The 20,329-nt window shown below is 59.4% G+C and carries 20 protein-coding genes; 1 reads left to right on the top strand and 19 read right to left on the bottom strand.

Annotated elements, in window-relative coordinates:
- Nucleotides 1-23: 23 nt before the first annotated feature.
- The 19 genes from AC3WRI_RS05600 to rfbB all read right to left on the bottom strand — a co-directional run bounded on the left by AC3WRI_RS05600 (nucleotide 24) and on the right by rfbB (nucleotide 19,200).
- The gene (locus tag AC3WRI_RS05600; RefSeq protein ID WP_492292847.1) at nucleotides 24-842 is read right to left on the bottom strand and encodes a glycosyltransferase; all 819 of its coding nucleotides are present in this window, start codon (nucleotides 840-842) and stop codon (nucleotides 24-26) included.
- 62 nt (nucleotides 843-904) lie between these two features.
- Nucleotides 905-2,401, bottom strand: a complete 1,497-nt coding sequence (locus AC3WRI_RS05595) for an FkbM family methyltransferase (protein ID WP_492292750.1) — start codon at nucleotides 2,399-2,401, stop codon at nucleotides 905-907.
- Nucleotides 2,402-2,441: 40 nt separating this feature from the next.
- Entirely contained in the window at nucleotides 2,442-3,263 is an 822-nt protein-coding gene (locus AC3WRI_RS05590; RefSeq protein WP_492292748.1) for a cephalosporin hydroxylase family protein, read from the bottom strand.
- Nucleotides 3,250-4,020 (bottom strand): formyltransferase family protein, encoded by a 771-nt coding sequence (locus tag AC3WRI_RS05585; RefSeq protein WP_492292747.1) that lies wholly within the window; start codon nucleotides 4,018-4,020, stop codon nucleotides 3,250-3,252. Before AC3WRI_RS05585 ends, AC3WRI_RS05590 begins: the two co-directional genes overlap by 14 nt.
- Nucleotides 4,010-5,125: a DegT/DnrJ/EryC1/StrS family aminotransferase gene (locus AC3WRI_RS05580; protein WP_492292745.1), complete on the bottom strand. Its 1,116-nt coding sequence runs from the start codon at nucleotides 5,123-5,125 to the stop codon at nucleotides 4,010-4,012. Before AC3WRI_RS05580 ends, AC3WRI_RS05585 begins: the two co-directional genes overlap by 11 nt.
- A 10-nt stretch (nucleotides 5,126-5,135) precedes the next feature.
- On the bottom strand, nucleotides 5,136-6,365 hold the full coding sequence (locus tag AC3WRI_RS05575) for a methyltransferase domain-containing protein (RefSeq protein ID WP_492292845.1): 1,230 nt from the start codon (nucleotides 6,363-6,365) through the stop codon (nucleotides 5,136-5,138).
- Nucleotides 6,362-6,913 (bottom strand): dTDP-4-dehydrorhamnose 3,5-epimerase, encoded by a 552-nt coding sequence (gene rfbC / locus AC3WRI_RS05570; RefSeq protein ID WP_414247633.1) that lies wholly within the window; start codon nucleotides 6,911-6,913, stop codon nucleotides 6,362-6,364. The genes AC3WRI_RS05575 and rfbC (AC3WRI_RS05570) overlap by 4 nt, the downstream gene beginning before the upstream one ends.
- The gene (gene rfbG / locus AC3WRI_RS05565; RefSeq protein WP_492292743.1) at nucleotides 6,910-7,989 is read right to left on the bottom strand and encodes a CDP-glucose 4,6-dehydratase; all 1,080 of its coding nucleotides are present in this window, start codon (nucleotides 7,987-7,989) and stop codon (nucleotides 6,910-6,912) included. Before rfbG ends, rfbC (AC3WRI_RS05570) begins: the two co-directional genes overlap by 4 nt.
- Nucleotides 7,986-8,753: a glucose-1-phosphate cytidylyltransferase gene (rfbF, locus tag AC3WRI_RS05560; protein WP_492292741.1), complete on the bottom strand. Its 768-nt coding sequence runs from the start codon at nucleotides 8,751-8,753 to the stop codon at nucleotides 7,986-7,988. Before rfbF ends, rfbG begins: the two co-directional genes overlap by 4 nt.
- A complete protein-coding gene (locus AC3WRI_RS05555) occupies nucleotides 8,750-10,072 on the bottom strand; it encodes an ABC transporter ATP-binding protein (RefSeq protein WP_492292740.1) in 1,323 nt (440 codons plus the stop codon). Before AC3WRI_RS05555 ends, rfbF begins: the two co-directional genes overlap by 4 nt.
- Nucleotides 10,073-10,074: 2 nt before the next feature.
- Nucleotides 10,075-10,905: an ABC transporter permease gene (locus AC3WRI_RS05550; RefSeq protein WP_492292738.1), complete on the bottom strand. Its 831-nt coding sequence runs from the start codon at nucleotides 10,903-10,905 to the stop codon at nucleotides 10,075-10,077.
- Between the two features lie 44 nt (nucleotides 10,906-10,949).
- A complete protein-coding gene (gene fcl, locus AC3WRI_RS05545) occupies nucleotides 10,950-11,888 on the bottom strand; it encodes a GDP-L-fucose synthase (RefSeq protein WP_492292736.1) in 939 nt (312 codons plus the stop codon).
- 7 nt (nucleotides 11,889-11,895) lie between these two features.
- Nucleotides 11,896-13,026 carry a GDP-mannose 4,6-dehydratase gene (gene gmd / locus AC3WRI_RS05540; protein ID WP_492292734.1) on the bottom strand — a complete coding sequence of 377 codons (1,131 nt, stop codon included), beginning with the start codon at nucleotides 13,024-13,026 and terminating at the stop codon, nucleotides 11,896-11,898.
- 14 nt (nucleotides 13,027-13,040) lie between these two features.
- Nucleotides 13,041-14,456, bottom strand: a complete 1,416-nt coding sequence (locus tag AC3WRI_RS05535) for a mannose-1-phosphate guanylyltransferase/mannose-6-phosphate isomerase (protein ID WP_492292843.1) — start codon at nucleotides 14,454-14,456, stop codon at nucleotides 13,041-13,043.
- Between the two features lie 119 nt (nucleotides 14,457-14,575).
- Nucleotides 14,576-15,709, bottom strand: a complete 1,134-nt coding sequence (locus tag AC3WRI_RS05530; protein ID WP_492292841.1) for a glycosyltransferase family 4 protein — start codon at nucleotides 15,707-15,709, stop codon at nucleotides 14,576-14,578.
- A 69-nt stretch (nucleotides 15,710-15,778) separates the two neighbouring features.
- A complete protein-coding gene (rfbC, locus tag AC3WRI_RS05525; protein WP_492292732.1) occupies nucleotides 15,779-16,342 on the bottom strand; it encodes a dTDP-4-dehydrorhamnose 3,5-epimerase in 564 nt (187 codons plus the stop codon).
- Nucleotides 16,342-17,220, bottom strand: a complete 879-nt coding sequence (rfbA, locus tag AC3WRI_RS05520; protein ID WP_492292730.1) for a glucose-1-phosphate thymidylyltransferase RfbA — start codon at nucleotides 17,218-17,220, stop codon at nucleotides 16,342-16,344. Before rfbA ends, rfbC (AC3WRI_RS05525) begins: the two co-directional genes overlap by 1 nt.
- An 8-nt stretch (nucleotides 17,221-17,228) precedes the next feature.
- Nucleotides 17,229-18,146 (bottom strand): dTDP-4-dehydrorhamnose reductase, encoded by a 918-nt coding sequence (gene rfbD, locus AC3WRI_RS05515; RefSeq protein ID WP_492292729.1) that lies wholly within the window; start codon nucleotides 18,144-18,146, stop codon nucleotides 17,229-17,231.
- Nucleotides 18,136-19,200, bottom strand: a complete 1,065-nt coding sequence (gene rfbB / locus AC3WRI_RS05510; RefSeq protein ID WP_492292727.1) for a dTDP-glucose 4,6-dehydratase — start codon at nucleotides 19,198-19,200, stop codon at nucleotides 18,136-18,138. Before rfbB ends, rfbD begins: the two co-directional genes overlap by 11 nt.
- A 257-nt stretch (nucleotides 19,201-19,457) precedes the next feature.
- On the opposite strand from rfbB, the gene AC3WRI_RS05505 reads away from it, so the two are divergent.
- Nucleotides 19,458-20,306: a symmetrical bis(5'-nucleosyl)-tetraphosphatase gene (locus tag AC3WRI_RS05505; protein ID WP_492292839.1), complete on the top strand. Its 849-nt coding sequence runs from the start codon at nucleotides 19,458-19,460 to the stop codon at nucleotides 20,304-20,306.
- Nucleotides 20,307-20,329 lie beyond the last annotated feature (23 nt).

Genomic DNA, 20,329 nt, shown 5'->3' with positions numbered 1-20,329 from the left:
ACCTTTCAGTCAGTTCTCCAGCGCTATCGCGCCAGATTCTTCAGGCGCCATTCACGGGCCTTCATGACGGCGTAGACGAGCGGATAAAAATGCGTTCCCCGTACCGCTTTGAGCATATCGTTCGTGTAGCCTTGGAAAAATGTCAGAGGGCACGATCGCTCCAACAAGCTTTCCGGGACAACGATCTGCGTCGGTGCCCCACGTTGATCCGTGCTACGCGGATCGCGCTTGAAGAAATGCACTTCTGACACCACATCCACACCTGCCATACTCATGGCAGCAAGGTTAAAGCACATATCGCCACCCCAGTCGAGCGTAAAAGGGAATCGGCGGTGCGCCTCCTTGCACAGTGGCGTCCTGTAGATGCTGTAGATCAGGTTAGCCTTCCCATGAAACTCCGGAGACCAGACGTAACGCGCTATCGTCCTGAAGTTCGGCTTGCCCGTAAAAAGGGGGATGTCAGGGCAACGCCTGATGATCTGGCCGAATGTATCGATGACTTCCAGCCCGGTGAACGCCATCCCGAGACCGGGATCGCGCGTAAGGCGACCGATACAACTTGAAACGAACTCGGTTCCCCATACGTCATCCGCAGCGGCCCACATGAAATAGGGAGCATCCGCCCGGTCGAGCACAAATTTGAAGTTGAGTGGCGCGCCGATATTCTCTGGATGCCGGATATAGTTGATCCGGCCGTCATTTCGGGCAAACTCCCGACAGATCTCTTCAGTGCTGTCCGTGGATCCATTGTCGGCAATAAGCAATTCCCAGTCCTGGAAAGACTGTGACGACAATGATCTCAAGGCATCTCCAATGAACCTTGCTCCGTTGTAAACGGGCATGCCGATCTTGAGGGAAACTGAGTTACTTTTCGACAATTTATATCGCCTGCCTTTAGCGTTGTTCACTGGCGCCGCCAACGCGCCTTATCGACAAAGATTGAGTTGATTCTTGTATCCGCGTACAGAAGATAGCCGCGAGATTCCAGATACTCGCCAATCCCCCCGATCTTTACCCCGTCAAAGTTCTCGCTGAAGGTTATCGTTTCCACGCAGACAACGACAGGCCGGTAGCGATCGAAATCGATCGCCCTGACAATCTCCAGATCCAGTCCTTCAACGTCAATGGAGATAAAGTCCGGCGCGGCGCCGGCAAAGTACTCCTGGATGATGTCGTTCACATCTCTCAGTGGCACCTCGATCACGTCCGCAATCTCGTGCGTGCCCATTGCCACACACCGGTCCGCTTCCTCTCTGCTGAAGGTGTTAAGGGTTGGCACCGACATCACATAAAACGGCAGCACCCCCGCACTTCCCACACCAACACCAACATTCAGGTTGATGTCGGAGGGCCTTTCCACGAGAAATCTCTCGTGGAGTGACGGATCTGCCTCGACATTGACGCCACGCGAGCCGGTCCGGTAGAAATGATGCGTATTGCTATAGCGCCTCGGGTGATGCGCACCAAGATCCAGATAGGTTGGATGCTTGATCTGGATCGCCCCGAAAATGAAGTCGACAATCATGTCCTCGCCGGATTGCGAGAACGATTCTTTCATTTCCTGCTGCGCCGCCCGCCGCGCTTCGACGTCTGCACGCTCAGCCCGTGCCTGCGCTTGCCTGCCGTCCGGCCGAATCAACTCCCCCAGCGCAGCCAGAAATGGCTTACGTAACACCTGTCTGCGCTCTCGCGGACCGCTACCCCGCGGGTTCGAGTCAGCCAGGTCACGGATGCCTTGCCTGAACCACTCCGGCATGAGATCGTCGTTGACCTCCCGGCGCGGTTCCAGGTCGCAAAGCACTTCGGGGAAGACTCTGAGGTGACCACGACAGACACTTCGCAGCAACGTTGCAGGGAGGTCCGCAAGCTGCCGGCACTCTTGATAGAAGTCTCGCAGCCACGAGGTCCGATGTACGCCCAGCAGAACGGCAGCAGTAGGCGTCTTCATGAATGCCAGCAGATTCTGGCGACGAGGCCTGCCTCCACCCAGAACTGGCATCGGCACACCTTGCCCTGCCACGCTCGCCCCAGCCATCGCCGTACCGTGGGAACCCATTTCGGCAACGCAGCGCTCCAGAAACTGCGGGCGCCATCGCAGATCATTGCAGGCAAGCGTGAAAAACTGGCCGGTGGCATTGGCAAGCAGCACCGAAAATGCCGTCTCGGCGTCGACTTCGGCCTGGTTCTGGCAAGGCACGTACTGGATGCGACTGTCTTGTGCCTGGCTGGCCCGCAAGTAGTGAACGAGCGCCGGCCCCGGCACCGATCCGCCGGTTACAAGAATCTCAAGATTCTGATGCGTTTGCTGCCGCAAAGCCCCCAACAGATCGTCAAGGATCTCAATGGAGGTTGAGGCCAGAATGCCCACGCTGATCAATGGGCCTGATGCAATGGTCACCACAAGGATTTCTCTGTAATTAGGCCGGTTCTGAAAAACGTCCTCATCGACCCGCGACCCGCTTCAGGAAGCCATCGGGAGCTACCGTAATAAGAAGCTTGTTTTCGATCGTCCGGTCTATTTCAAAAGCCAGTGGCGCGCCATCGTCGTCCTCACGCCCTTCCGCGCCGAGCCGACGCAGGTATTCGTAGACGGCAGTCTTTGGGTTGTCCCCCTTGCCCCACGGCCGGTCGGCAGAGGCCGCGTCTGGCAAGTCTTCGACCACCGTATCGAATACCACGCAATAGCTGTCCATGCTGGTCAACGGTGCATAGGCCTCCAACTCCTGCAGCACGTGATCATGGGTATGGTTCGAATCGAGGCACACCAGCACCCGCTCGTATCCCTGGGCCATATCGTGCACCTTGCGCACGATCGCCGGATCCACCGACGATCCCTGAATCATGTCGATACGATGGGACATCGGATGGGCCTCCATGGCCTGCCGGTTATGCTGGCGGATATCGATATCGATGCCGATGACACGACGGCGGCTTGCCTTCGGATCCAGGACCGTTCCGTTTTCCACGGCCTCGCAATAGTCGAGCAGCGCGAGCATCGATGCGCTCATGATCAGCGAGCCGCCATGTGCAATGCCCGTCTCGATGATCAGGTCCGGCTTGACCCGCCAGATGATTTCCTGCATTGCCACGATATCCTGCGGATACTGGATGATCGGGCGCGACATCCAGGCATAGTGGTACGAATACTCGTACATATTCGCCAGGTTGAACCACTGACGCGTCAGCTGCCGCAGCGATTCATCCGCCGCACCTTTTTCGATCAGCTCTGCGTTGCGTCGCTGGAATTCTTCAATCGGCCCCATCTTTCACCTCTTTGATTGATATACGCACTTCATATTTCTTGCCTCCGTCGTGGAAATAGCAGGAGGGATTGCCCGCGAAGGTCCGCGCCCGGAGAAGATTCAGCAGCTCGCGACCCTGGTAGCTCTTGTCGAGGAATATCTCACTTGCCGGATCCAGTTCCTTCGCCAGGTGGAAACTCCCGGCCTTCAGGTCTTGCGGCCGCGCAGCGTAGTTACCGGTCATCAGGTCTTCGTAGTGCGCTTCGAACAGCGCAACCATCGCGCGTTTGGCGGCGTGATAAAGCGAACCGCCATCGTCTTCCCAGCTCTTCTCAATCCGGCTTTGGAAGAGAATATCGCCCTGGTCTACGGCTTCATTCACCAGATGCAGGGACACGCCAAACGGGGTGTCCTCTACGATAGTCCAGAAGTTGTAGTGCTTGCCGCGGTTATATGGCAGCCAGCTGGGATGGAAATTGACAACGCCGCGGCGAGGTATCTCTATCAAGCTCTTCGGCAGAATTCTGGGCCACCAGGCGAGGATCATCAGGTCGACATCACCCAGTAGTTCCCTCGCCGTGGCGTCTGTAATCCCGTCGGCGCAGATCACCCTGCACTGGTGCGTCCGGCACAGCGCAGCAATCTCGTTGTCACCCGTCGTGACAACGTAGCGGATATCTCGCGGGTGGTTCTCCAGCACGTAACGAACGGCCGCAAGACCGACGTCCTGGTCTGCCAGAAAACCCACTGTACCGTCGCGGGGGAGCTTATCGGTCATGGAAATTCGTCAGCACCGTTGCCACCCGCTCCACCTCCACCTCACCCATGTCGTGGTAGCTGGGGAGGTTAATCGCTCGCGGGGAGACGCTATGCGCAACCGGCGTGTCGACATCGGTGGGCACGCCCTCTACGCCAAGCTTGCTCAGCGGCCAGAAGAAAACGCGGCCATCGATATTCTCCTCCTTGAACATGCGAAGCAGCGCATCGCGATCAAGACCAGCCTGCTGGTCGAACACCAGCGTCGGCATCCAGTAGCTGTTGGTCGTGCCGGCATGCTCGACATTCATCCGTGTTACCGATGCCAGAGGAGCCAGCGCTACCTTGTACAGCGCAAAAATGTGCCGCTTCTTCTCCACCAGTTCCTCAATGCGCTCAAGCTGTGCGCAGCCTATGGCGGCCTGGATGTTCGACATCTTGTATTTGAAGCCCACACGCTCGGACCAGAACTGCCGGGTCTCGCCCCGTGCCCGGCCGTGATTGCTGAGCGTGAGCACCCGCTCGTACAGCGCCGGGTCATTCGTCACGAACATCCCACCCTCACCGGTGGTCAGGGTCTTGGTGCCGTGGAACGAGAACGTGCCAAAAGCGCCGATCGAGCCGGCACGCTTGCCGCGATAGACCGATCCAAACGCCTCTGCGGCGTCTTCAATCACAGGAATGCCATGGCGACGACCGATCTCCAACAGACGGTCCATTTCGCAAAGGCTGCCGTATATATGCGTGGCGATAATGACCTTCGTCCTGGACGTAATGGCCGCCTCGACCTTCTCCGGATCCAGGCACCACGTATCCGGCAAGATGTCGACAAGGACCGGCGTCGCACCCAGGTGCACGACCGGTGACACCGTCGCAATCCAGTTGATATCCGCGAGAATCACTTCGTCGCCACGCCCGACGCCCAACGCTGCCAGCCCCATGTGCATCGCCCCTGTACAGCTCGACGTGGCAATGGCGTAAGCCGTACCCAGGTGCTTGGCAAAACCGCGTTCGAACTTCTCGATATACGCATAGCATTGATCGCCCCAGCCATTGGCTGCGGCGTCGGTTGCGTATTTCAACTCGAGTTCAGTAATCGAAGGCTTGGTGTAGTAGATACGGGACACGAGATTCCTTTCAGAAGACCTGCATCGCTGGAACGGCCACCGCGAACTTGCCACCCCACTCGCGGATATACGCAAGCTGGCTGGTCACTTCGTCGGCGATGTTCCAGGGCAGGATCAGTACGAAGTCCGGCTTTGCTTCCGCCAGGGCTTCGGGGGGTGCGATCGGAATGTGGCTACCCGGCAGGAACTTGCCTTGCTTGGACGGTGCCGCGTCACACACGAAAGACAAAAGATCGGGCTTGACGCCTGCATAGTTCAGCAGCGTGTTGCCCTTGGCGGCCGCGCCGTAGGCAGCAACCGTCTTGCCCGCGCGCTTTTGCTCGATCAGGAAGGTCAGCAGGCCATCCTTGACCGCATTCGCACGCGCCTGGAACGACTGGTAGACCTCGCCGCCAAATTCGCTCAGGCCGCTCTGCGCTTCGGCCGCCAGGATGCGGGCCGGAGCCTCGGTATCCTGGCGTCGATCATCGGCATGACATCCATAGACGCGCAGGCTGCCGCCATGGGTGGGCAGTTCCTCGACATCGCAAACGCGCAAGCCGGCCATTCGGAAGATGGCGGCTACCGTGGCAAGCGACAGGTACGAAAAATGCTCGTGGTAGACGGTATCAAACTGCACCTGCTCCACGAGACGCATCAAGTGCGGGAATTCCAGCGTGATCGTGCCGCCTGGCTTCAGTGCGGCCTGCAGACCCGCGGTGAAATCGTTGATATCTGGCACGTGAGCGAAGACGTTATTGCCGATGATCAGGTCGGCGCGCTTGCCCTGCTCCACCAGCTTGCCGGCCAGTGCCTTGCCGAAGAACTCCTGCAGCACCGGGATACCAAGCTTCTCGGCGGCCTGCGCGGTGCTTGCCGTCGGTTCGATCCCCAAGCAGGGGATGCCGGCCGCCACGAAGTTGCGCAGCAAATAGCCATCGTTCGACGCTACTTCGATCACCAGGCTCTGGCTATCGAGCGCCAGCCGTTTGGTGACCATGTCGGCGTAACGAGCCGCGTGCTCAAGCCAGCTGCGCGACACCGATGAGAAATACGCATAGTCGCCGCTGAACAGTTCGTCGGCGCGCGCATAGTCTTCCGTCTGCACAAGTCCGCACTGGTCGCAGACAAACAGCTTCAACGGAAAATAGGTTTCTGGCGCGCGCAGTGCTGCCTCGCTCAGGTAGGCATTGCTGGGCGGTGCGAAACCAAGGTCCAGAAAGACGTTGGTCAGGAGGTTTCCGCAATGGCGGCACTTCATAACTTGATTCCGGAGTAGTCGCTGGTCAAAAGAGGATGCGAGCGGTCGCGCTGCGACAGATCGGCCACGGGCAGCGGCCACTCGATGCCGAGTTGCGGGTCGTCATGGCGTACGCCGCCTTCAGCCTGCGGCGCGTAATGCGCGGTATGCAGGTATAGCAGTTCGGACTCAGGCTCCAGCACCTGGAATCCATGTGCGCAGCCTTCGGGGATCACGAACATACGTCCGTTCTCCGCCGACAGTTCTACGGCATGCCGCCTCAGGAAAGTGGGCGATCCTTGGCGCAGATCCACTGCCACATCCCATACGCGCCCGCGCAGGCATCGCACCAGCTTCATTTCCGCATGGGGCGGCAACTGGTAGTGCATGCCGCGCACGGCGCCGACCTGCGCGGTGCGCGAATGGTTGGCTTGGACAATATGCCGTCCACCGAGCACGTCGGCCAGCTCCTTGTCGCAGTACAGGCGCTGGAAGGCGCCACGGTGATCAGCAAATGCCTGACTCGTGACGACCATCACGCCTTCGATCGGTGTCGCTTCGATATTCATGGCTGACACCAAGCCAGGCCGGCATCGCGCGCCGCCTGCACATACCGGTCGAGTTGCTGCGCGCTGATCACGGCGCCATCCGCCAGGTAACCGCGATACCAGGCGACCGTTGCCGACAGCGCATCGTCGAAGCCCCACACCGGTTGCCACTTGAGCCCGGCTCGTGACTTGGCGCTATCGAGATACAGCAACCGCGCCTCATGAACGCTGGCGTTGTTGGCGATGTGCCAGCGCATGGCGGGCCACAACGAGGCGATACGTTCCATGACCGCCTGGACTGGACGGTTGCCTTCTTCGGCGGGACCGAAGTTCCACGCTTCGGCCACGTCGTGCTGGCGCGCGAGCAGACGCTGGCCCAGCAGCAGGTAACCACTGAGCGATTCGAGTACGTGTTGCCAGGGGCGTGTAGCGGCCGGCGAACGGATCTCGACCTCCGTGCCATCCGTCACAGCACGCACCACATCGGGTATCAACCGGTCTTCCGACCAGTCGCCGCCGCCTATCACATTGCCCGCCCGTGCCGATGCCAGAACCGGCGCATCCGATCCGTGGAAGAACGACGCACGATAGCTGGCGACAAGCAGCTCCGTGGCAGCTTTCGACGCGCTATAGGGGTCGTGCCCGCCCAGGCGATCATTCTCGCGATAGCCCCAGACCCACTCGTGGTTCTCGTAGCACTTGTCGGATGTCACCACCAGAACGCCCTGCACCGACGGAGTCTGCCTGCAGCATTCCAGCAGGTTCGCCGTTCCCATGACATTTGTGGCCCAGGTGTCGACAGGCTCCCGGTATGAGCGGCGCACCAGCGGCTGCGCGGCCAGATGGAATACGATTTCGGGCTGCACATCCGCGATCACGCGCGCCAGCGCATCCTTGTCGCGGATATCCACGTGATGCGAGGCGATGTCGAGGCCGAGCAGGTCCCAATGGTTCGGCGACGTCTCAGGCGGCAGCGCGACGCCGGTCACGTTGGCGCCGAGTCGCGACAGCCACAGTGCCAGCCAGCTGCCCTTGAAGCCCGTGTGCCCGGTCAACAGGACGCGACGGCCACGATAGACATCGCCAAACTCGATCATGCCCACACCTTCCACAACGGATTCGACTCCCACATGTCTTCCAGGTGGTTCTTGTCGCGCAGCGTATCCATGGCCTGCCAAAAGCCGTTGTGCTGATATGCCATCAGCTCGCCTTCATGCGCCAGGCGCTGCAACGGCGTCGATTCCCAGCTGGTACGGTCGTTCTCGATATAGTCGAACACCTTCGGCTCAAGCACGAAGAAGCCGCCATTGATCCACGCGCCGTCGCCGGCCGGCTTCTCCTGGAAGTTGCTGACGGTCGAGCCGTTCAGGTTCAGCGCGCCATAGCGGCCGGGCGGCTGGATGGCCGTCACGGTGGCCAGCTTGCCGTGCTGCTTGTGGAACTTGAGCAATGCGCCAATATCGAGATTGGTCACGCCGTCGCCATAGGTGAAGCCGAACGTGTCGTCGCCAACGTAGTCGCGCACGCGCTTGAGACGACCGCCGGTCAGCGTCTCGGCACCGGTGTCGATCAACGTCACGCGCCATGGCTCTGCATAGCGCTCGTGCACTTCCATGTGATTGCGCGCCATGTCGAACGTCACGTTGGACATGTGCAGGAAGTAGTTGGCGAAGTATTCCTTGATGACGTAGCCCTTGTAGCCCAGGCAGATCACGAAATCGTTGATCCCGTAGTGGGAATAGATCTTCATGATGTGCCACAGGATCGGCTTGCCACCGATTTCGATCATGGGCTTTGGCTTCAGGTGCGATTCCTCGCTGATGCGAGTGCCCAAGCCGCCCGCAAGAATGACGACCTTCATGCCGATGCTCCGATTTGCCATTGCAGGCGCGGGCGGATCACGCCGGGGATGGCCTGCATGTAGCCGTTGCGATAGGTGGTGTCAGAGAGGTCGTCGGCCACCTGGAATATAAGTGCATTCGGAATATTGGCGTGCACCTGCTGCCCAAGGTTGAACGATGTGATCGCAATCTGTGCAGAGTAAATGCCGTCGTTGAGCAAATGCGCAGGGACGACACACTCGGCAACGTATCGCCCCGCGTCAACCTTGTTCACCTGGTCGTTTGGTGGCGATACGATGCAAACCATTAGACCGTCGAGCGTACGAATGTGGAAGTTCGGCACGAACTCGTTATCGCATGCATGTTTTACCGTGTACGTCATGCGAATGGTTGCGGCAGAGCCAATAGGCACAACACCGGCTTCGTGCGCGCCGCTGGCTACCAGTTCGACCGCATCCACCTGCACGAGGTCGTCGCCGTTGTCCCTATCCGGCACGAACGTCGAGATCAGTTCGGGCCGCGTTTCTTCCACGCCCTCCGTGCTTTGCACCATGTACTCATCAACCACTTCCTGCGCAGGTCCCATGCGCTTGATCTGCCCCCTCTCAAGGTAGATCGCGCTGCTGCAGAACTGGCTGATCGCCGATGCGGCATGGCTGACAAACAGGACCGTCCGCCCTTCTTCACTAAAGCGCCGCATCTTGTTCATGCACTTCTTCTGAAACCGTGCATCGCCCACCGCCAGCACTTCGTCCAGAATCAACACCTCGGGATCCAAGTGTGCAGAAACGGAAAATGCCAGCCGCACATACATGCCGCTGGAATAGTGCTTGACAGGCGTATCCAGGAATCGCTCCACTTCGGAGAACGCCACGATCTCGTCGAACTTCTTCCGAATCTCGCTGCGCGGCATGCCCAAGATAGCGCCGTTCAGAAATATGTTTTCCCGGCCAGTTAATTCCGGGTGGAAACCGGTTCCCACTTCCAGAAGGCTAGATACGCGGCCACGTATCGTGATTCGCCCATGTGTCGGCTCGGTAATACGGCTCAGGATCTTGAGCAGTGTCGATTTGCCTGCGCCGTTGGCACCGATGATGCCTACGCGTTCGCCCGTCTTCACTTCAAACGAAATATCGTTCAAGGCGTAGAAATCTTCGGTGGGCTCGACTTCGCCGTTCGGCAGGACAGGAACCTGCCTGCCATTACGGCCCAGCATGCGAGCACCGATCGATCGCACGCCTCGTTCAAGGGCGGCGCGAAGAGACTCATCACGATTGGTGCGCTGGTGCGCAATCGTGTAGCACTTGGAAAGATTCTCGACGTGAATGGCAATGGTCATATTCAGATTACATCCGCAAAAGTGGATTCCGTTTTGCGGAAATACCAGATTCCGGTCACGACCAGCGTCACGCTCATGACCGCCGAGATCAGCAGACCTGGCCAGTACATGCTGAAGTCACCGCCAAGGATCGACCAGCGGAAGCCATCGATGACACCCACCATCGGATTAAGCGAATACACAAGACGCCATTTCTCGGGCAACACCTGGCTGCTATAGCCAACCGGCGACACATACACGCCAAGCTGCAGCACGAACGGAATCAGGTGGCGGAAGTCGCGGAAACGCACATTGAGCGCGGCCGTCCACAGTCCCAGGCCAAACGAGACCAGAATCGCCAGCAGGATGAAGAGCGGCACGAACACGATTTGCCACCCCGGCATGAAGCGATGCCAGGCCATGACCACGAACAGCAATACGAACGTAATCAGAAAATCCACGATCGATACCGTGATCGACCCAACCGGCACAATCAGCCGTGGAAAGTAGATCTTCGAAATCAGATGGGAGTTGCCGACCAGGCTGTTGCTGCATTCGCTCAGCGCACTCGCGAAGAAGAACCACGGCAACAGCCCCGTAAATACCACTAGCGAATACGGCACGTCCCCCGACGCCAGGTTTGCCACCTTGCCAAACACGAAGGTGAACACCAGCATGGTCAGGAACGGCCGGATCAGGACCCAGCTCGTGCCCACCACGGTCTGCTTGTAGCGCACGATGATGTCGCGCCAGACCAGGAACATCAGCAGTTCGCGATGGCGCCAGAAGTCACGCCAATAGTCCTTGGCGGCACGTCCGCTTTCTAGATAGGTAACGTTGTCTGCCGTACTCATATTGCTCGTTGGTCAGGTGCTGCCATGCAGCCTCTTCCGATGGGTTATTGCGCCTTGGCGTAGTGCTCGACGAACCACGCGTAAGTTTGCGCCACGCCTTCACGCAATTCGACTTGCGCCTTCCAGCCAAGCGCGCTCAGCCGGGTGACGTCCATCAGCTTGCGCGGCGTGCCATCGGGCTTGCTCAGGTCCTGCACGATGCGTCCCTGGTAGCCCGTCACATCCTTGACGATATCGGCGAGCTCGCGAATCGACACGTCGCTGCCAACACCCACATTGACGAAGCCTTCGTCCGAGTAGTTCTCCATCAGGAACACCGCGGCTGCACCCAGATCGTCCACGTGCATGAACTCGCGACGCGGTGTGCCCGTGCCCCAGACCACCACTTCCTCGTCGCCACGTGCCTTGGCTTCGTGGAACTTGCGCAGCAGCGCCGGCAGCACGTGGGAGTTCTCCAGGTCGAAGTTGTCGCCCGGACCATAGAGGTTGGTCGGCATCAGCGATATCGCATCGAAGCCGTACTGGCGGCGGTATGCCTGGCACATCTTGATCCCTGCAATCTTGGCAATTGCGTACCACTCGTTGGTCGGCTCGAGCTCGCCCGTCAGCAGGCAGCTTTCCGGCATCGGCTGCGGCGCGAACTTCGGATAGATGCACGATGAGCCGAGGAACAGCAGCTTGCGCGCGCCGTTCTTCCACGCCGAGTGGATGACATTCGTCTGGATCGCAAGGTTGTCGCGGATGAACTCGGCCGGATAGGTGTTGTTGGCATGGATGCCGCCCACCTTTGCCGCCGCCAGGAACACATACTCGGGACGCTCGATCTCGAAGAATGCCTCCACGGCGGCCTGGTCGGTCAGGTCGAGTTCCGCATGCGTACGTTGCACCAGATTGTCGTAACCGGCCGCGCGCAGGCGGCGCACGATAGACGAGCCCGCCAGGCCGCGGTGCCCTGCCACATAGATCTTGGCTTGAGGATTCATCGCGTGCTTACTCGTGGTAATTGAAAGCCTTGAAGCCCGCTTCCTTCACGAGGCTATCGCGGCGTGCCAGGTCGAAGTCGGCTTCCACCATTTCACGGACCAGCTCTGCAAAGGTCGTGCGCGGCGTCCAGCCCAGCTTCTCGCGGGCCTTGGTCGGATCGCCCAGCAGCGTCTCCACTTCGGCGGGACGGAAATAGCGCGGGTCCACGCGGATGATAGTCTGGCCCACGGCAACCTTCAGGCCAGCGGCGGCGGTCTTTTGCGAATCCACGCTGTCGACGATACCGATCTCGTTGACACCTTCTCCTTCGAAGCGCACCGTGATACCGAGTTCGGCAGCGGCAATGCGCACGAAATCGCGCACCGAATACTGCACACCGGTAGCAATGACGAAATCCTCGGGCTGCTCTTGCTGGAGCATCATCCACTGCATTTCCACGTAGTCGCGGGCGTGGCCCCAGTCACGCAGGCTGTTCAGGTTACCCAGGTACAGGCAGTCCTGTAGGCCCAGCGCGATGCGGCTGATGGCGCGCGTGATCTTCCGGGTGACAAAGGTCTCGCCACGCAGCGGCGATTCGTGGTTGAACAGGATGCCGTTGCAGGCATACATGCCATACGACTCGCGGTAGTTCACGGTAATCCAGTAGCCATAGAGCTTGGCCACCGCGTACGGCGAACGCGGGTAGAACGGCGTGGTTTCCTTTTGCGGAATTTCCTGGACCAGGCCGTAGAGTTCTGACGTCGACGCCTGGTAGAAACGCGTCTTCTTTTCCAGGCCCAGGATACGGATCGCCTCAAGCAGGCGCAGCGTGCCAAGTGCATCGCTGTTAGCCGTGTATTCGGGGCTGTCGAACGAAACCGCCACGTGCGACTGCGCGCCGAGGTTGTAGAGCTCGTCCGGCTGCACCTGCTGGATGATGCGGATCAGGTTTGTGGAGTCGGTCAGGTCACCGTAATGCAGGATGAAATTGCGGTGATCGACGTGCGGATCCTGATACAGATGGTCAATACGATCCGTATTGAACAGCGATGCGCGGCGCTTGATACCATGCACCTCATAGCCCTTGTTCAGCAGAAACTCTGCGAGGTAGGCACCATCCTGACCGGTAATCCCTGTAATAAGCGCGACCTTCTTCATTGCGTATCCTGTTCTTAAGTTCTGCCATAGGTATCTTCGAAGCGGACGATGTCGTCCTCCTCGAGATAATCCCCACACTGGACTTCGATCATGACCAGCGGCAACTTGCCCGGGTTTTCAAGCCGGTGGCGGTTTCCTGCCGGAATGTAGGTGGACTCGTTCGTATTGATGAGCATTTCCTTCTCACCATTGACGACCTTTGCCATGCCACTCACTACGATCCAGTGCTCGCTACGGTGGTAGTGCATCTGGAGCGACAGCGATGCGCCCGGCTTGACTTCGATGCGTTTGATCTTGAATCGCATGCCGCCTTCGAGCACGGTATAGGTGCCCCACGGGCGATGTACCTTGCGGTGAATCTTGCTGGCCGAATGACCCTGCAAATTCAGCTGGCGAACGATCTCCTTCACTTCCTGCGCGCGCGACTTGTCGGCAATCAGCAGAGCATCGGCCGTGTCCACCACGATCAGATCGTTGGTACCGACCAGGCTGACCAGCCGGTCTTCGCTGCGCACATAACAATTCGCGGAATCGTGCAGCAGTGCTTCGCCTTCCACCTTGTTGCCACAGGCGTCTGCATCGCTCATGTCGCTGATCGCGCTCCATGAGCCGACATCGCTCCAGCCAATTTCGCAGGGCACTACGGCGACATCGGATGACTTTTCCATCAACGCATAGTCGATGGAAATATTCGGCGCCTGTTCGAAGGTCTGCGCATCCAGCGTACGCTGGGTGAGCTTCTCTCCGCGCAATTGTTTCGACGCCCCCATGCACGCGCGTACTGCTGCCAGCACGTCAGGCGCATGCATTTCGAGCTGGCTCAGTACCGTGCCGGCGCTGAAGCAGAAAATGCCCGCATTCCAGAAATGCTGGCCGCTGGCGCAATATTCGGTGGCCTTCTCCAGCGACGGCTTTTCAACGAACCGCTGCACCTTCGAACCGTCGGCCTCGATATAGCCATAGCCGGTTTCCGGACCTTCCGGACGAATGCCGAGCGTCACGAGCTGTCCCTGCGCCGCCAGGACGCGCGCCTGCGCGATGGCATCCGCAAAGGCGGCCTGATCCTTGATGACATGATCGGCGGCAAGGATCAGCAGCGTGGCATCGTCGCCATGGCGTTCGGCCACATCGATGGCCGCTGCAGCGATGGCTCCCGACGTGTTCCGTCCGAACGGCTCCAGCAGATACGAAGTCGCCAGGCCAGCGTCATTCACTTCGCGATACTCGTCCTCGGTCTTGAAGAACAGTTCGCGATTCGTCACCGTCAGGACTTCGGTGACGTCGGGCAGTGCAGCGGCCCGCAGAAACGTCTTCTGCAACAGGCTGTGTGCGCCTGCCAGCCGGATAAACGGCTTTGGATGAAGCTCACGGGACACCGGCCACAGTCTGGTACCCGCCCCACCCGAGAGAATCACAGGAACAAAAGTCATAGAAATCGCAAGCTCCAGCGTCCGGCTATTCCAAAATCCACTCATGATCCATGCCACCTTGCCGTCCGGCTGGCCATATTTGCGTGGATCGCTGCCAATTCATACGTTATCTGCCCCGACTAGACCAGGGCATGAATCACATTCCGATAATGCTCAATAATAAATTTCTCGTCGAAACTAGACTGCATCTTGGCACGACCGGCAACACCCATACGACGCCATCCTTCACGGTCGCGCTCCATCATCGCTTCCATCTTGGCGGCCAGGTCTCGCGGATCCCGCTCCCGGCATAGCAGCCCTGTTTCTTCGTGATCCACCACATCCACGCACCCGGGTACCGCAGTGGCTACTATCGGCCGTTCCATGGCAGCGGCTTCGAGTAGTGCGCGGGGAATGCCTTCCCGATAGGAAGGCAACACCACGCAACTGGCCGCACCGATTACGGGGCGAATGTCCCGGACCGTGCCCAGGTATTCAACGACGCCTTCCTTCACCCAGGCATCGACCTGGCTTTGCGGTATCGCACTGGGACTCTCGCCACCCGCCGGGCCCACCATCTGAAAGCGCACGTGCCGGTATTTGGCTTTCAACGCACGCGCGGCGGCCACATATTCGCCGACGCCTTTGTCCCACAGCATCCGCGCAATCAGCAGGAAGCAGAATTGATCGGGTGCCGACTCATTCACGTCCGCAACAGGGGCGAAGAAATCGAGATCGATGCCCTCACCTGGCAATACCGTGCACTTCTTTCCGTCCACAAGGCGTGCCGATACGAAGGCCAGCCGGTCTTCCTGATTGAGAAACCAGACTTGTCCTGAAAACCGGAGTGCAATGCGATACAGCATTTTGCTAAGGATCGACACCAGCCCCTTGTTGATGAATACGTATCCCAGTCCGGTAGTCACCGCGATCGAACGGATGCCAGCCAACCGCGCCGCAATCGAGCCATAGATGTTTGGCTTGATGGTGTAGTGAAAAATCAGCGCCGGCCTCACGCGCAGGTAGAGGGCCAGAAGCGTGGCCACCAGCCGGATGTCCTGAAGAGGATTGCGGCCCTGGGCGGACATCGTCAGCGGATGGACGATACACCCCATTGCCCTCAGCGCAGCGACCTCCGGATCCTCTGGCGCCACCACATGAACTTCGTAGCCATCGCGGATCAGCGAGGCAAGCAACCCCCGGCGGAACTGGTACATCGACCACGCAGTGTTTGCACAGAACAGGATGGCCCGGCGCGCCTGTACGTCACGGATTGCTCCGTGTGTGAGCGTACGATGTCGATCACCGGATTGTCGCAAGCAATCTTGTGTCACGACGTCACCCTAGAACGGGCTCGCGACGTGGCGCAGCAGCGGCGCTGCAGCATCGCGGGCATGCAGGATCAGGCCTTTGGTAGCCGGCCAGGCTATGCCGACGTCGGCATCATTCCATGCGATTGCAAATTCGAACTGCGGATCATAGTAGTCCGTCATCTTGTACAACACGTCTGCATAGTCGGATGTCACCATGAAGCCGTGCGCGAAGCCCTCCGGAATCCAGAGTTGCCGGAAATTCTGCGCCGACAATGTCACACCCACCCACCTTCCAAAAGTCGGCGAAGCCTTGCGAAGGTCCACTGCAACATCAAATATCTCGCCGGCCATCACATGCACCAGCTTGCCTTGCGGTTTGCGTGTCTGGTAGTGGAGCCCCCTGAGCACGTTACGCACGGACCTCGACTCATTGTCCTGGACGAACTTGCGGCGAATGCCGGTTGCGCGCTCGAAGACGCGCTCGTTGAAGCTCTCCAGAAAATGACCGCGTTCATCCTGAAACACTCGAGGCTCAAGAATCAGAACATCGGGGATCGAGGTCGGCGTAGCCGTCAGGCCAGGCTGCTGATCCATTACCTGTATCCCTCCGCCAGCAGGCTGTGCAGATACTGCCCGTACGAGTTCTTCGCCAAGCCATTGGCCATCTGCTCGACTGCCTCCGCACCGATCCACTTGTTTCGAAAGGCGATTTCCTCCGGACACGCAACCATCAGCCCCTGCCGCTTCTGCACGGTGGCAATGAAACTTGCCGCCTCCAGCAGCGAGTCATAGGTGCCCGTATCCAGCCAGGCATAACCGCGCCCGAGGACCTCGACCTCGAGTTGCGCCATTTCAAGATAGCATTTATTCACGTCAGTGATCTCGAGCTCGCCACGCGCAGATGGACGAATATCGGCCGCGATATCGCAAACTTGATTGTCGTAGAAGTACAGCCCGGTCACCGCGTAGTTGGAGCGGGGCTCCATGGGCTTTTCCTCGAGTGACAGCGCACGAAACTCGTCGTCGAACTCGACCACGCCATAGCGCTCGGGGTCATGCACGTGGTACGCAAACACAGTGGCGCCAGCTTGCCGGGATGACACTTCCTTCAATTGCCGAATCAGGGCATGGCCATGGAAAATGTTGTCGCCCAGGATCAGCGTCGACGGATCATTTCCAACGAAATCACGGCCAATGATGAAGGCCTGCGCCAATCCGTCCGGTGATGGCTGTACCGCGTACTGCAGGTTAAGACCCCATCTGGAGCCGTCTCCGAGCATCTCGGTAAAGCGCGGCGTGTCTTCCGGTGTCGAGATGATAAGGATGTCGCGAATACCCGCCAGCATCAACGTCGACAGCGGATAGTAGATCATTGGCTTATCGTAGACAGGCAGCAGTTGCTTCGACACCGATCGGGTGATCGGGTAGAGGCGCGTACCGGAGCCTCCGGCCAGAATAATTCCTTTGCGCATGGGTAGTATCAGGAAAGGATCTGATCGATCAGGTAATGCACGCCCGATCGCCACTCTGGAAGGTGAATGTCAAACGTCTCGCACAGCTTGCGTGTATTCAGACGCGAATTGGCCGGCCGCGGCGCAGCACGCGGGAGGGCTGTCGCAGGAATCGCCTCGATTCCATCCGGATCAACCTTCAGCACCACTCCCCTGCCGGCCGCATACCGCAACACTTCGGTGGCGTAGCCATGCCACGATGTCTCGCCTGCGGCTGCCAGGTGATAGATGCCCGACGGAAACGCGGCACGGTTTCCGTGCAGCCACGCCCGATCGATGATGCGAGCAGTCACATCGGCGACCAACGATGCCGTCGTGGGGGCACCGAACTGGTCGTTAACCACACGCAGCGTATCGCGCTCGCGGCCTCGCTGAAGCATGGTCCGCACAAAATTTTCGCCGTGCGCGCCCGCGAGCCAGCTAGTGCGCAGCACAATTGCCGGAGCACCCGCCCCGGCAACCGCCCGCTCACCTGCGAGCTTGCTCTTGCCATAGACAGACAGCGGTCCGACATCATCGGTTTCCTCGTAAGGCTTGTCACCAGTGCCGGAAAAAACGTAGTCCGTGGAATAGTGCACCAACAGACTGCCCAGCGAGCGCGCCTCCTCAGCCAGCACCCCGGGTGCCACGCCGTTTACAGCGAATGCGAGCTCGGCCTCGGATTCGGCCTTTTCCACCGCCGTATAGGCAGCGGCATTGACAATGACGGCAGGACGCATCCGACGCACCAGCGCCCGTACGGCATCGGGTTCGCCGAGATTGCATGCACCACGATCCAGCGCAATAACATGACCAAGGGTGACCAGACTGCGACGCAGTTCGAAACCGACTTGCCCGTTGCTTCCTGTTACAAGAATAGTAGGCGCCTCGGGTTGCTTATGCAGCATATTGCTTGGCCACCCAGTTTCGGTACTCGCCCGAGATCACGTCTTGCACCCATGCCTGGTTAGCCAGATACCACAGCACCGTCTTGCGCAGGCCAGTCTCAAACGTCTCGGCAGGTCGCCAGTTCAGTTCGCGCTCAAGCTTGCGGGCATCGATGGCGTATCGGCGATCATGGCCCGGCCGATCCTTCACGAACGTGATCTGATCGCGATAGGAACCCGCAGCCTTGGGCTTCAGTTCGTCGAGCAGATCGCACAATGTATTCACCACATCAAGGTTGGTTTTTTCATTCCAACCGCCGACGTTGTACGTTTCACCCAGGCGGCCCCGTGCAAGCACTTCGCGGATGGCGGCGCAGTGATCCCCCACATACAGCCAGTCGCGCACATTCTGGCCGTCGCCGTACACGGGTAGCGCCTTGCCCGTCAGCGCGTTGGTGATCATGAGCGGAATCAGCTTTTCCGGGAAATGATATGGGCCGTAGTTGTTCGAACAGTTCGTTGTCAGCACCGGCAGACCGTAGGTATGGTGGTAGGCGCGGACCAGGTGGTCGGCGGCGGCCTTCGACGCGGAGTACGGGCTATTCGGAGCGTAGGGAGTTGCTTCGGAAAACTGAGGATCCTGCGGCCCCAGAGAGCCGAACACCTCGTCGGTGGAGACATGCAGAAAGCGGAAACCGGCGTGCGCGGTCCCGTCGAGCCCCCCCCAATAGGCGCGCACGGACTCTAGCAGCGTGAATGTTCCTACGATGTTGGTCTGTATGAATTCAGCCGGACCGTGGATGGACCGGTCGACATGGCTTTCCGCAGCGAAATGCACAACCGCACGCGGCTTGTACTCTGTCAGCAGACGATCCAGGGCGGCACGGTCACAGATATCCGTTTGGGCAAAGACGTGGCGCGCATCGCCGTCCAGCGATGCCAGCGTCTTGAGATTGCCGGCATACGTCAGCTTGTCGACGTTGACAATGTTGTCCGCCCCTGGCTGTGCCAGCCAGTTAAGGACAAAATTGCCACCGATAAACCCCGCCCCGCCCGTGACCAAAATGTGCGACAAAATGTTTGCTCCCTGCCTTCGATATGTTTCGAGTTGCCGACAAAAGTCGGCCGTCCGCCCGTTCCTATGATGGCTGGCGGAATCCTTAAGTCCTTGTGGAAGTGGCGATATTCTATCTGACCCCGAGCCTCTCCCCCGGCCCAATACCTAACTTTTTGTAGCGTCTTGTAACGATTCGCCGAATCAATTATGTGATCTCTGAAGAATGCGTGTTCTGGCACTTCCGCCGCTCATCCACAAATATCTGGCAATTCTCAATGCCTGTTAATCGACCCTTGACAGATACCCCCTTCGCCGTCGGCGACCTTCAGAGCTGCGCCCCTTCGCTTGACTCTCTTCTTGGGGCTCTGCCACCAGATGCACCTCTCCGCTTAGTGGGCGACCTGGTAAACCGCGGGCCGGCCTCACTAGCAACGTTGCGCACCATCCGTGCCATGGGCCCCCGGACTGAAACCGTCCTCGGCAACCACGACATCCACCTCCTAGCCGTCGCCGCCGGCGTCCGCAAAAAAGGCAAATCCGACACCCTCGACGACATCCTCACCGCCCCCGATTGTGAGGATCTACTCACCTGGCTCCGCCACCGCCCCCTCGCCCTGCTAGAAAACAACTTCCTCCTAATCCACGCCGGCGTCCTCCCCCAATGGACCGCTGCCCAAGTCATCGACCTCGCCCGCGAAGTCGAAGACCAACTCCAAGGCCCCAACTGGCAAGGCTTCCTCGCCGACATCTTCGGCAACGCCGCCGACCGCTGGCACGACGGCCTGCGCGGCATTGATCGCCACCGCGTGGTGGTCAATGCCCTCACCCGGCTGCGCTACTGCACTGTCGATGGCGTGATGGACTTCAAGACCAAGGAAGGCCTGGGCAAGGCGCCGGACGGGTTCATGCCGTGGTTCGACGTGCCAGGGCGGCGTACTGAGGATGTGACGGTGGTATGCGGCCATTGGTCGACGCTGGGCCTGGTCATGCGGCCGAATCTGATGGCGCTGGATACTGGCTGCGTCTGGGGTGGCAAGCTGACGGCGGCCCGGTTGGCACAGGATCCTGCCGAACGGACCGTCGTTCAGGTTGATTGCCCGCAATATTGTGACCCGCTGGCCTGACTGGCAATCCCGCGTTGGCGGGG

It is taken from the genome of Cupriavidus sp. FW305-27, assembly GCF_058787995.1.
Note: the sequence above shows the minus strand (reverse complement) of the source record. Positions and strands in the feature narration are given on the sequence as shown.

Coding starts and splice junctions, on each gene's coding strand:
- AC3WRI_RS05600 (WP_492292847.1), bottom strand. CDS start 842: ATGCCCGTTTACAACGGAGCAAGGTTCATTGGAGATGCCTTGAGATCA.
- AC3WRI_RS05590 (WP_492292748.1), bottom strand. CDS start 3,263: ATGGGGCCGATTGAAGAATTCCAGCGACGCAACGCAGAGCTGATCGAA.
- AC3WRI_RS05585 (WP_492292747.1), bottom strand. CDS start 4,020: ATGACCGATAAGCTCCCCCGCGACGGTACAGTGGGTTTTCTGGCAGAC.
- AC3WRI_RS05575 (WP_492292845.1), bottom strand. CDS start 6,365: ATGAAGTGCCGCCATTGCGGAAACCTCCTGACCAACGTCTTTCTGGAC.
- rfbC (WP_414247633.1), bottom strand. CDS start 6,913: ATGAATATCGAAGCGACACCGATCGAAGGCGTGATGGTCGTCACGAGT.
- rfbG (WP_492292743.1), bottom strand. CDS start 7,989: ATGATCGAGTTTGGCGATGTCTATCGTGGCCGTCGCGTCCTGTTGACC.
- rfbF (WP_492292741.1), bottom strand. CDS start 8,753: ATGAAGGTCGTCATTCTTGCGGGCGGCTTGGGCACTCGCATCAGCGAG.
- AC3WRI_RS05555 (WP_492292740.1), bottom strand. CDS start 10,072: ATGACCATTGCCATTCACGTCGAGAATCTTTCCAAGTGCTACACGATT.
- AC3WRI_RS05550 (WP_492292738.1), bottom strand. CDS start 10,905: ATGAGTACGGCAGACAACGTTACCTATCTAGAAAGCGGACGTGCCGCC.
- fcl (WP_492292736.1), bottom strand. CDS start 11,888: ATGAATCCTCAAGCCAAGATCTATGTGGCAGGGCACCGCGGCCTGGCG.
- gmd (WP_492292734.1), bottom strand. CDS start 13,026: ATGAAGAAGGTCGCGCTTATTACAGGGATTACCGGTCAGGATGGTGCC.
- AC3WRI_RS05535 (WP_492292843.1), bottom strand. CDS start 14,456: ATGACTTTTGTTCCTGTGATTCTCTCGGGTGGGGCGGGTACCAGACTG.
- rfbC (WP_492292732.1), bottom strand. CDS start 16,342: ATGGATCAGCAGCCTGGCCTGACGGCTACGCCGACCTCGATCCCCGAT.
- rfbA (WP_492292730.1), bottom strand. CDS start 17,220: ATGCGCAAAGGAATTATTCTGGCCGGAGGCTCCGGTACGCGCCTCTAC.
- rfbD (WP_492292729.1), bottom strand. CDS start 18,146: ATGCTGCATAAGCAACCCGAGGCGCCTACTATTCTTGTAACAGGAAGC.
- AC3WRI_RS05505 (WP_492292839.1), top strand. CDS start 19,458: ATGCCTGTTAATCGACCCTTGACAGATACCCCCTTCGCCGTCGGCGAC.